Origin of the sequence: Rothia sp. (in: high G+C Gram-positive bacteria), assembly GCF_015265375.1 — a bacterium.
Lineage (GTDB): Bacteria > Actinomycetota > Actinomycetes > Actinomycetales > Micrococcaceae > Rothia.
Genome location: NZ_JABZXW010000061.1, coordinates 1 through 11862, shown reverse-complemented (window position 1 = coordinate 11862; position 11862 = coordinate 1). Strand labels below are relative to the sequence as shown.

Sequence of the window (11862 nt, the reverse complement as noted above, 5' to 3'; positions counted from 1 at the left end):
TAGTAGTGTAATATATTTTGCTTTGATTGTTACCTTTGACTTGCTGTTAATCAAATCGACTCCCTGATGGCTAATGGAACCGTTTATATAGAAGGTGGCATTACATGCAGTCAGGGTTTCAATTTTTTCTGAACAGTCTATATCTAAACCACGATTAAATCTCGTATCGATGAAACCCATCTCCTTAATGTTTGCCGCTTTGATTATCACCTTTTTCTTTAGAATGCAGTCATTCATTTTTATTTCATTAATATTTTTTCGACTGCAGAATATATTGATTTCTCCATTAAATGTATGCCTGTCGGGTATTTCAAAGGATGTATCGTCGCATTGTTCAATAAGTATGTTCCCTTGGATTGTTGTATATTGGATCGCTCCTGAATTGTTGGGATCCCTAGAATCATATTTTTGGCCGACAACAATGGCTGCATCTGAGAGGTCTGAAAAAACCATTTCATGAGGTTGGGTTCCATGGATGTATATAGAATGAGTAGAGGGCTCACTAGTAGAAGGAGAGGGTGAATTTTTGAAAGAGAGGTCACACACTTTAAGACGTGATTTTTCCTTGAAATGTGTATTCTGGAGATTAATCTCAGAAATCTCTGCGCATACATGTCCACCTATACTGACAGAAGAATTAAATACGCATCCTTCAAGAGATAGGACTCTTGATCCGGTTTCGTTAGAATCTGTATCACTATTTTTATCTGCGGCGATGGTTATTCTTAAGTTATCTTTGAATGTACATTCAGAAATATCTATATTATTTGTGTTTCCAATTTTTTCTAGTTCTATAGGGAATGTAAAAGTTGTACCCTTGAGATTTATTTTATAGTCATTCCACTTGGAATATCCTTTATCTATTATATTTAGCCTATTGCTTAGTTCTTCTAGAATGGTTTTACATACTAACTTGTTGTAAATTTCTTGTTGGGGTGGATTTTCCTGCTCTTTTCCATATTCTCGAATATATGTACATAATACGTTTATAATAGACTGTGCTTCTTTGTGGCTATTGTGTTCATTTTCATTCTCACTATTGGTGGCTTCGTTGGCCCATTCGTCAGCTATATTGCATAAGCTGTACACGGCAGAAACGGCAGCAGGTGTATTGCTGGAAAACATAAGTTCAATTGATTTTGTATTCCTTTCATGCCGATTTGTGTGTAACTTTTGAATGCTCTCATCAAGATTTTTTAACTCATCTATATCATTCTTCCTGCGATTTTCCATAAACGTTAGAAGAAGGACTAATCCACCACTAACAGTAAGTAAACTTTGAAGGATTTGTGCCCCTGTGCTCTCTTTGCTGATAGATAGGTTGAGCCACAATGGAACAGAGAATGAAATTAGTACACTGATGGCTGATATTGTCAATGTTTGATGATTGTTTTTCTTGATATAGTCTCTGTCTCCAGGTTGTAAAAATAGTAGACTTTTTCTAGTGGAGGAATAATATTTTAAAAGCGCTACGAGTGTAATTATTGAAATGGCTATCCAGAAATCTCTATTCTGGAATAAATTACTTAACCATTCTAATTTAAAGGTATCTGGTTCTTGTGTCGTTATGGCGATAAGTCCATCTATTTGGATGAGCTCCATGAAAACATTCCTTTCGGGTGGTAGGTTAGTGGGTGGATTTATTTTTATTTTTTATATGTCACATACTTTAATATTCTACTATAGTTGTCTCTTTTAATACTTGAATGCTTTTTGAAACGAAGAAAGGACCCGGCAGGCTATCACATAAGATAGCCCGCCGGATCCCTACTTTTATGCCGCTGCTATGCGCTCAGCCCTTAGCGGGTGGTGCGTTCCAGCAGCTGCAGCACGTTCTGGTAGGTGTGGCCGGTCGCCTCGGTCATACCCTGCTCACAGGTACGGTTAGCCGAAATGTATGCGGCGAACTGCTTCTGCTCGCTCAGCTCCGCAGCCTCCGCCTCCGTAGCGCTCGCAGTCAGCTCGGGGTGCAGCATACCGCGGTCACCCGCGTAGCCACAGCAACCCCAGTGCTTCGGCACGTACACGTCGTCACTCATCGCGTTCGCAATCTTCTCAAACGCAGGCTGAGTGCCCAGGTGAGTCATCGAGCAGGTCGGGTGCAGCGCAATCGACGGCAGGGGAGCAGACACGGTCAGCTTGTCCAGCATGTTGTCGGCGGCGAACTGCACCGCATCGTACATGCGCAGACGCGAGAAGTCCGGCTCGCCCGGCTGCAGGCCGTTCACGATCTTGTGCTCAAGCGCCTTAATAACCTTCTCGCGCATCACCTCAAGGCCCTCAGTACAGGACGAAGCGTCACACACGACCGGCAGGCGGCCACCGTCGGTAGCCTCCCACAGGGACTTCAGCACGCGGTCGCTCATGATCGAGTAGCCGTCGGTGAAGCCCTTCGACTTCCACGGGGTGGAGCAGCACATCTCGCCAATGTTGTCCGGGATGCGGTACTTCACGCCGGCACGCTCGCACAGGCGGATGAACGCCTGGGTTGCGTTGACCGGGTCGTGCTTGCCGTCGCCGTCCACGCCGCCGAACATGGAGTTCACGCAGGCGGGGAAGAACACAATCTCAGCGGTTGCGTCCTTGTGCGGCTTACGTGCCGGGCCGCCGACGGGCAGGTCCTTCTTGTAGGAGGGGACCGTGTCGTCGCCCATGACCTTGCGGGCAATGTTGGTGGTGCCGTGCACCACGGGGAACGGCAGCTTCTTAGCCACGGTCAGAGCCTTACCGGCGACCTTGTCCATGATGCCCCACTGCTGTGCGGCGACCTTCCAGCCGGCGGCAGCCAGCTTGTCCTGGTTCTCAGAACGCAGGCGGCGAATCAGGTCACCGGTGTTAATGTTCACGGGGCAGCGGGTCTGGCACATGCCGTCCACAGCACAGGTGTCGATGCCGTTGTACTCGTACTCCTTGCGCAGACGCTCGGCGAGCTCGTGGTCGCCGTTCACTTCGGCGGCGGCAATCTCACGGCGCATCACAATGCGCTGGCGCGGGGTGAGGGTCAGGTTGCGGGAGGGGCAGACCGGCTCGCAGTAGCCGCACTCCACACAGCGGTCGACTTCTTCCTCGACGGTTTCGGCGACCTTCAGGTCGGTCACGTAGTCGGTGTCCGGCTCGGCAATCAGCACGCCGGGGTTCATGAAGCCCTTCGGGTCGATGAGGCGCTTAATCTGGCGCATCACGTCGAAGAGTTCCTCACCGAACTGGCGGCTCACGAACGGCGCCATGATGCGGCCGGTACCGTGCTCAGCCTTCAGCGAGCCGTCAGCGGCAAGAATCAGCTGAACCATTTCTTCGGTGAACTCGCGGTAGCGGTCGAGCTGCTTCGGGTCGCGGAACTGCTCGTTCAGCATGAAGTGGATGTTGCCGTCCTTCGCGTGACCGAAAATCACGGAGTCCTTGTAGCCGTGTGCGTCGAACAGCTTGGTCAGGTCGCTACAGGTGTTACCCAGAACTTCGACGGGCACGACCACGTCTTCGAGCAGCGCGTTGGTGCCGGAGCGGCGGTTGCCCGCAACGGTGGTGTACAGGCCGCGGCGTGCTGCCCACAGGGCGTTACGCTCGGACAGCTTGCTGGTCATCGACACCGGCGATGCCACGGGCAGGCTCTTGAACATGGGTGCTGCGGCGGCGGCAAGGTCGCTCAGCTCCTGCTCGGAGTTGCCCTGGAACTCAACCAGCAGGGCGGCGTGATCCTTCACGTCGATGGCGGCGAGCGCCTCCGCAGCCTGGCCGGTACGCTGAGCCACACGAATACTGGTGGCGTCCATCAGCTCGACGGTTGCCAGCTTGTTAGCGACCAGTTCGGGCACGGAGCGTGCCGCGTCAATCAGGTTGTCGAACACGAGCAGGCCGGTGGAAATATTCTTCAGAATTGGCAGGGTGCGGTAGGTTGCCGAAGCGACGAAGCCGAGGGTACCCTCCGAACCAATCAGCAGGTGCTGCAGAATGTCGACGGGGGTCTCGAAGTCGACCAGGGAGTTCAGGCCGTAACCCATGGTGTTCTTCATGGAGTACTGCTGGCGAATCTTCGCCATGGACTCGGGGTTCTCGAGCACGCGCTTGCGCAGGCGCAGCAGACCCTCGTGGATTTCGGGTTCGAGGGAACGCAGCTTCTGGTCAGCGTCAGGCTCAGCGGTGTCGATGATGGTGCCGCTGGGGAGCACGAACACCATGGAGTCCAGGGTGTTGTAGGTGTTGTACTTGGTGCCCGACGACATGCCGGAGGAGTTGTTCGCAACCACACCGCCGATGGTGCAGGCGGACCAGGATGCCGGGTCGGGGCCGAGCTTGTAGCCGTAGGGTGCCAGGTAGTTGTTGACCATCATGATGGTCGCGCCGGGCTGCACGCGCACCTTCTTGCCGTCTTCAAGGACTTCAATCTTCTTGAAGTGGCGGCGGGTGTCGACCATGAGGCCGTCGCCGCTGGACTGGCCGGAGAGGGAGGTGCCGCCGGAGCGGAAGGTCAGCGGCAGACCGAGGTCGCCGGCTGCGCGGAAGATGTTGGCGACGTCTTCGGCGGAGTCGGGGCGGACCAGGCCGGCGGGCACGAGCAGGTAGTGGGATGCGTCGTGGGAGATTGCCAGGCGCTCGAGTTCGGAGACGCTGGATTCGACGGCTTCTGCGCGCGCATCGGAGAGTAGACGCTTGAGGGTGTCCTCGTAGGGGGACTTGAGTGCTTTGGAAGTGTTTGACACAACGGTGGTCATGATGAATCTCCTTAGTGAGACTGTCTTACCTTTCAGTATGTGCTCTTGAACACCGTCTTTTCCGCTTAGCTATGGCTAAGCTTGGCGACTACTTGTCACCATAAAGGGGGTGGGTTATACACCGTGCTGATGCGGTGGTTTGCCGCGTATTTGCTGGCTTTCCGGGGGAATACGCCCGGGCCTGCGGAGGCGCACCCACCACACTCTGAACGCCGCGGTTGCTCTTAGGCGCGGCTGCCGAGGGTTGTAACATTCCAGCGGCTAACCCAAAAGGCGGCTAACCCAAAAGAAAGCGTGGGGCAGAAAGCTACATGCTTTCCACCCCACGCTTGTGTAACGTTTAGGCTTCGTCGAAGAAGTCCTCATCAAGCTTCATGATGGTGTACGTGCGTGCCACCTGTACGCCAACACCGTACTTAATCATGAGGCGCGCCAGGTGCTCACCATCAATCAGAACGAGGGAAACTCCGCCACCAAGTTCCTCCGCATAGCCGCGTGCGTCAGACGTATAGGAGCTCGACGTGATGAACACTCCCTGCGTTGCCTTGCCATGCAGTGCGCCCACAAAGCTCTGAAGGGCAGGGCGTCCCACCACATTGTCCTTGGCGTAACGCTTAGCCTGGACATAAATCTTTGAAAGACCCAACGCATCCTGGTCAATGATTCCGTCCACGCCGCCGTCATTGGAAGCCGGAGTAACGGTGCCGCGTCCTGCCGGGCCGCCGTAGCCCATCGCCAACAGAACATCCACCACCAGATGCTCAAAAGCAGTCGGAGACATTGCGCGGACGCGTTCCAAAATATCGTGCGTCAGCGCGGACTCAATCTGAGTGATGCTTTCATCAATGAGTTCCTGCGGGGTGCTATCAGACACCTCAGAGGGTGCAGTCGTGACGGCAACAGTCTTGGTAGCGGTCTTCGGGGTTTCCTGCGGGTCCTGCTCGGAACTATCAGACTGGGAACGCTCACGCGTGCTGCGGGCGGAACGAACGATATGCGCGACGACATCATCGGGGATGCCCCCAGGATGAGCCTCAATCAGCTTCAAGCCTTCGTCAGAAATAACCTGCTGACCGCGGCGAGGGGAATCAACCGCACCGAACATCTTGAGATAGGTCAAGCCCCAACTAATGCGGTCCACATAGACGGGACGCTTGCCGTTCGGCAGGTAGGGTAGTAGCTGCTCGTCAGAAAGCGGGTAGCGCTCTGCTACAGCGCTATAAATCTCTTTATTGGTGCGGGAGTTGCCGTCAGATAGGTAAGCAAGAATGCTGGGAATGAATTCGTAGAACTTGGGAAGTTCAACCTCAGTGGTATCAGGCGACTGAGCGGTCATCGGTGTATCTCCATTGATTGATAACGGCTGGTTAATAACGGCGGGTAGTCCGTTCTTAATATACCTCTAATACAAAAGATAATCGTTACCAGAGGTGCCTGTTTTCCCTTGTGCAGGCTTTATTAGCGCCGCAGCTGCCCTTAGGCACGCCCGCCGAGGGCCGTAACATTCCAGCTAGCAGTACTATCAGAAGTCACCACACCACAGAACAGGGGAGAACCCGCCGAAGCACGCACCCCCAAATCCTCCACAAACACGCGGCCACCCGCAGGCACACTACGTTCCTTACGATCCACACCCGCACAATACACCGTCATCTTCGCACCCGAACGGTTCTCCACCGCAACCGAACTGCCGCCCGATTTCGACACAGTATCGTGCACAAAACCGCGGTGTAAAGACCGCCGCCCAAAGGTCACAGCACAAGGTCACAGTGCAACGAAATAGAAACGCAAACGCAACGGCGTGGAGTATCATTCACACTATGGATAAGGCAGAACAGAACCAGACAGACAACACGGTAAAGAACGGCACAGCACCCAATACCTCGGGGAATACCTCGGGCAATATTCCGGGGAACAGCCCGGTGGGTGCGTCTGCGCGCCCTGAAACTGTTGCATCTGAAACTACCGCATCTGAAGCCGCCGCTGAGAATACCACGAAGGCTGGTTATACCCAGTCGGCACCGGCAGAATCCAGTGCCGCCAAAACTAGTGCTGCAGCAAGTAGCCCCGCAGAGGCTACCGCCCCCGGCATGGAGGCAGTACAGGTTGATGCCGTGCAGATTGATAGCGCCCGCCTGGACAGCACCCACTCCGTCTACTCCACCGACCTGGACCCCGACGACGACTACGAAGAGGTCGTCGAAGAGTACGCCACCACCGACGCGCCGGACGGTACGCACCGCGAGGAGCGTCGCATCACCCGCACCACGCATCACCCGCACGGCAAGGGCGACCAGAAAGCTGGCACCCAGAAGGCAGGCACCCAGGGTAACCCTGATAGTGCCGCCGAGATTATTGACGCGGGCGAACCTGAAACGCACACCACGACCATCCGCACGGTCACCCGCACCGTCACGGACCCGCCGCGTCGCACTCCGCGAACCCGCCTCTTCCGCACGCTCAGCAAGTACCGCGGCGAGAAGAACCTGGCCGCGTGGGAAGACCGCTCCTCCACGCCCATGTTCGTGGCGTCCGTGCTGTACCTGCTCGCGTTCGCCGCGCCCATCATGAGCACACGCATTCAGGAGCCGTACGACGGGTACCTCAACATCATTCAGATGATTCTGTGGGGCCTCTTCGCCGCCGACTACTGCGTGCGCCTGTACCTGGCGCCGCGGCGACTCTACTTCATCACGCACAACCTGATGAACCTGGCCATCGTGCTGCTGCCCCCGTGGCGTATTGTCAGCTTCCTCGCCATGATGCACCTGACCACCAACCGCCAATATAAGAGGCTCTCCGAACTGGGGATGAAGCTCTTCGGCTACACCGCGATCTTCATCATCATGTTTGCCCTGTCGATCTATTCGGTGGAGTCCTCCGAGCCGGGCGCGATGATTCGTGACCTGCCCACCGCCTACTGGTGGATGTTCACGACCCTCACCACGGTCGGCTACGGAGACGTTTACCCGGTCACCGGTATCGGCAGGGTCATCGCCGTGATCGTCATGCTGTACGGCGGGGGCTTGGTCGCGGTTGCTACCGGTGCGCTCGCGAGCTGGATTATCGAAAAGTTTGGTGGCAGGGAGGAGCAGGAGTACCCCGCAACCAAGGCTGACGTGGACGATCTTCGCCAGGAGATTTCTGAGTTGCGTGCCCTGCTGGCTCGTGAGTATGCGCGCCGTGAAGCCCACGACTACACGTTGCGTGAGGTTGTGGATGAGGACGGCGTGCACCCGGTTCCTTCGGAGGCGGAGGCGGCACGCCGCGCCGGTTTCAGCGCCGCCGCGGGCTTTACTGCCCCTGGTACTCCTGGCGCTCCGGGTGCTGCTGCGGCAGCTTCTGCGGAGGCTACCCCGAACACCGCGCCCGGCGCCGCGCGGGCTGGTGAACCTGCCGACTCCTCGGCATCTCATGAGGTTGCGGTGCGCGAGCAGGAGCCGGTCGCCCTGCTGGAGGAGACCCGCCAGACGTTCACGATTATTCGTGAGAAGTCCTCGCTACGTTCCCGCAAGCAGTAGTCCGCTCGCAAATACCCTGCGGACAGTAACCGGGCTGTAGCGGCTCGGTTGCGGTAGCGCAGATAGCAGCGCAGATATAACAGTTCAGTTGAGGCTTGGCGCTCAAACCCACACCGCATACTTATTGAAGCGGTGGGTTTGGGTGCCGAGCCCACGCGAAGGCAAGACGAAGGCAAGAAAATTGCCGCCCACGCCACCGTGCGGGATATTTCGCCTTGTCGAGGCAAAATTAGCCCGTGGAGAGTGCAAATTGGGGCTCGTGTGCGCGAAAAACCCCTCAACTTAAGATCTAATGTGACCAAACTATCTTTTAAAAATGGCCGCCACTGGTGAAACTCCTAGCCAGAGCCTATAAACTATCTACCGTGCCGGTTATCGAACGCCCTGTAGCCCAACGCGCTACGGGGTTTCGTCGTATCCCCACCTCACTCACGGGGAGGCACCACTCAACTCACAAACTCACTCAAACACATACACTGTTAGGACACGTTCGTGGTACCTAAGTCCACTCTGGGCGCGCTCGCTCTACTCGGCGCGCTCTCTCTCACCGCGTGTGCACCCGCACCGAATAACGCCTCCGCAAGTGCGGTTGTTGACCCCGCAGCTTTTGAAACCGTCGAGCCCAGCGCCGTTCCCGCCCCCGGCGACGACAGCACCGGAATTAAGGCGGCGGTCAATACCTCGCAGGACCCGTCGATTCACCCTACCGCGACCCAGCCCACTGAAACCCCCGCGCCGGCGGGTGCCGGTAGCTATACGCCGGATGCTCAGGAACAGACCGCATACACCGCGGCGCCCATGCCTTCCTCGGCAGCCGTTGCGCGCTCGCAGAAAATCATGGACGGCACCTGGGTTCAGCAGGACTCTACCAACCTTGAGAACTACATGGACGCAGTCATTCACGACGGCATTATCGAGGTCACCTACCACCTGAACCACGAAGAGCTGGCAACCCCCTTCTGGGCTGGCACTTTCGAGGCGAAGACCGGCAACTTCAGCTACATTTCGCACGTGGACCACGCGAAGCTGAGCCACGCACCGTACGCCTCCGATAAGGAAACCAAGGAATTCGTCATGGAGGACGGCGTGCTGAGCTTCCCCATGACCTTTGAGGGTGCCACCCGCATCATTCACCTGGAAAAGCAGCACGGCTAAGGCTGTTGCCGGGGGAGTCATCTCATATCTGGCACGCATGTCGGAGGGGCATTCCCGTCAGCGCGTGCGGGCTATAGAATGGGACTATGAGCGAGAACACGACCCCCGAGCACGGCACCGCAGCCTCGGTGCAGGATTCCTTCGAGCTGCCCGGCGCACCGGACCAGTTCCAGCGCCTGTGGACCCCTCACCGCACCGCCTACGTGAGCGGCGGCCAGAAGGATTACACCGAGAAGACCTGCCCCTTCTGCACCGCGCCCAGCCGCAGTGACGAGGAGTCACTGATTGTGCACCGCGGCGAGCACGCCTTCGTGGTTCTCAACCTCTACCCGTACAACCCCGGGCACCTACTGGTCTGCCCGTACCGCCACATCCCGTTCTACGACGATGCGACCGAGGCGGAAACCATGGAGATTGCGCAGCTGACTCAGCTTGCCATGAAGGTTCTGCGTGAGGTGTCGCATAATGACGGCTTCAACATTGGCATTAATCAGGGCAAGGTGGGCGGAGCGGGCATTGCTGATCACCTGCATCAGCACATTCTGCCGCGCTGGAGTGGGGATACGAATTTCCTGCCGATTATCGCTCACACCAAGACTATGTCCCGCACGCTGGACGATATGCGTGTGGCTATTGCGGAGGGGTTTGCCCGCCTCAGCTAGATGGCGTGGTTCATCCGTCAGATAGTCCGGCTGAGCGGCTTGGTGATTTTGAAATTTTGCACTAATTGCTTCAATTTGCCAGCTAGTGCATAGAAATTCTGCGTCATAAATGCGCAGATTAGGCAGTCGATGCGTATTTGAATGATGTTATGTACATTGGATATGGCAAAGTTTTAAATGCAGCGACGCTGTTGGGAAGCTTCCGGCTTCCAGAGACACCGCATAGCTCACCGAAAAATAGCGGTCACCGATCGCTTTCGGGCTTGGCAGGGTAAGCGCCCTGCCTCAACCACAGAGGTCAGCGCCTCAGCTGAGAACCCACCCCGTCGTGCGTGAACGCACGGCAACACTGCGGGGGTGCGGATCAGCGTGAAGGACGCTGGCCTCTTTTGCATTTCGAGGGCGCTGCTTTTGCCCCTCGGGGACGTTGCGCCAGGATGCGCCGCACCCCTCGAGAAAGAACCCGCCAGACCCGCTAGAGTGGAATGCTATGGACTACCCCAACCTGCTTGAGACTGCTTTCGACGAGTTTGCTGCTGCGCCCGCCGCCGGTAATAATGCTGGTGCCGGTCATGATGCCGCCGCCGGTGATTCTGCAGGCGCACCGCAGCTACTCATCTGGAGGCAGATCCGCTGGTCCAACCGCCGCCCGCTCATTGAGGTGGAACCGGTCGTGCCCCGCGGGGTCGCTGAAGGAGCTCATAACCGGGCATCTCAAGCGGCGGGGGAGAGCGACCCTAAGCAGGAAAACAGCCCCGCGCAGCGTGGCGTTCCGAGCGGGGTTCGCATCCAGATTCCGTTGACTCCCGGCGCCTATCTGGGGTTGCGCATTCCGCGCGATAGCGAGGGGGAACTCTACCGTTACTGCGCCGGCTACACCACCGGCACGAGCAATGACGCCGCCCCCGAATCCGCGGGAATCTCTGGGGGAGCCTCCGTGGGAATACGCCGCGTACCCTGCCCCGAAGGCGCCCGCATCCGGCGTGGCCAGCAGTGCCCACGCTGCACCGCCCGCGACGAATTCACCGCCCTGCACAGCGCGCACCTGTACCCCGGAACGCTCACCGAATCCATGCGCGCCTACGCCATGCTGGAGCATCGCCTCTACATCGCGACCTTCCCCGACGGCACGCACAAGGTCGGCACGAGCTCCCTGCATTCGACCCCGCGCCGCCTGGACGAGCAGGCGGTCGCCACCGCCACCTACATTGCGCTCGCACCCGACGGGCTTGCTATTCGCCGCGCCGAGGACGCCGTGACCGCTCTCGCGAAGATTCCGCAGGTCAAGCAGGTGGCGAGCAAGTACCGCGCCTGGACGAACCCGCTGCCCGGTGCGCAGCTTCGCACAGCCCATCAGGAGGCGGTCGCCCGCGCCCGCGAAGCGCTCGCCGAGCTGGCGCGTACCGACCCGGAGGTGCCGCTTACCGTCCTGGATGAGCCGTGGATTCCGTCGCTTGCGATGAACCGCCCCTACGCGGCGTTGCGTGCGCAATCACCCGAACCGCTGGCACCCTGTGATTCTGGCCTGGGCGATTCCGGCACCGGGAGCGGGTCGGCTGGTTTCTTCTGCACGGGTGCGGCGGGTCAGTTTTTGAGCGCCCACACCGGCGATGCTGATGCGGCGTTCCTGGTGAATACTGCCGCGTGGCGGAATGTGCTGGTGGAGCCGGCGCAGGAGTTCACGCGGGTGAGGGTGCAGGGCTCGCTGTTCTAAGTGGGCTCGCTCTTCTAATACCCCCGGTGCGCCGCCCTAGCCGGAGCCCTGCGCCAATACCCTCACCCCAAAACCCCCGCCGCACCAAACACCCACACCAA

7 protein-coding genes and 1 pseudogene are annotated in these 11862 nt (G+C 57.5%); 4 read left to right on the top strand and 4 right to left on the bottom strand.

The features are described from left to right. The 4 genes and pseudogenes from HXO69_RS07585 to HXO69_RS07570 form a co-directional block, all read right to left on the bottom strand. A pseudogene (locus HXO69_RS07585) lies at nt 1-1602 on the bottom strand (hypothetical protein); the annotation flags it as partial. A 197-nt stretch (nt 1603-1799) separates the two neighbouring features. Next, on the bottom strand, nt 1800-4709 hold the full coding sequence (locus tag HXO69_RS07580; RefSeq protein ID WP_296546303.1) for an FAD-binding and (Fe-S)-binding domain-containing protein: 2910 nt from the start codon (nt 4707-4709) through the stop codon (nt 1800-1802). 340 nt (nt 4710-5049) lie between these two features. Next, nucleotides 5050-6045: a restriction endonuclease gene (locus tag HXO69_RS07575; RefSeq protein WP_005505835.1), complete on the bottom strand. Its 996-nt coding sequence runs from the start codon at nt 6043-6045 to the stop codon at nt 5050-5052. Nucleotides 6046-6185: 140 nt separating this feature from the next. After that, nucleotides 6186-6416 carry a hypothetical protein gene (locus tag HXO69_RS07570; protein ID WP_296546301.1) on the bottom strand — a complete coding sequence of 77 codons (231 nt, stop codon included), beginning with the start codon at nt 6414-6416 and terminating at the stop codon, nt 6186-6188. Between the two features lie 113 nt (nt 6417-6529). Between HXO69_RS07570 and HXO69_RS07565 the strand changes: the two genes are divergently transcribed. The 4 genes from HXO69_RS07565 (at nt 6530) to HXO69_RS07550 (ending at nt 11761) form a co-directional block, all read left to right on the top strand. Further along, nucleotides 6530-8230 (top strand): ion channel, encoded by a 1701-nt coding sequence (locus HXO69_RS07565; protein ID WP_296546300.1) that lies wholly within the window; start codon nt 6530-6532, stop codon nt 8228-8230. A 492-nt stretch (nt 8231-8722) separates the two neighbouring features. Beyond that, a complete protein-coding gene (locus HXO69_RS07560) occupies nt 8723-9385 on the top strand; it encodes an aspartate ammonia-lyase (RefSeq protein ID WP_296546299.1) in 663 nt (220 codons plus the stop codon). Between the two features lie 86 nt (nt 9386-9471). Beyond that, nucleotides 9472-10047 carry an HIT domain-containing protein gene (locus tag HXO69_RS07555; protein WP_296546297.1) on the top strand — a complete coding sequence of 192 codons (576 nt, stop codon included), beginning with the start codon at nt 9472-9474 and terminating at the stop codon, nt 10045-10047. 490 nt (nt 10048-10537) lie between these two features. Beyond that, a complete protein-coding gene (locus HXO69_RS07550) occupies nt 10538-11761 on the top strand; it encodes a hypothetical protein (protein ID WP_296546295.1) in 1224 nt (407 codons plus the stop codon). Nucleotides 11762-11862: the final 101 nt, after the last annotated feature.

Coding starts and splice junctions, on each gene's coding strand:
- HXO69_RS07580 (WP_296546303.1), bottom strand. CDS start 4,709: ATGACCACCGTTGTGTCAAACACTTCCAAAGCACTCAAGTCCCCCTAC.
- HXO69_RS07575 (WP_005505835.1), bottom strand. CDS start 6,045: ATGACCGCTCAGTCGCCTGATACCACTGAGGTTGAACTTCCCAAGTTC.
- HXO69_RS07565 (WP_296546300.1), top strand. CDS start 6,530: ATGGATAAGGCAGAACAGAACCAGACAGACAACACGGTAAAGAACGGC.
- HXO69_RS07555 (WP_296546297.1), top strand. CDS start 9,472: ATGAGCGAGAACACGACCCCCGAGCACGGCACCGCAGCCTCGGTGCAG.
- HXO69_RS07550 (WP_296546295.1), top strand. CDS start 10,538: ATGGACTACCCCAACCTGCTTGAGACTGCTTTCGACGAGTTTGCTGCT.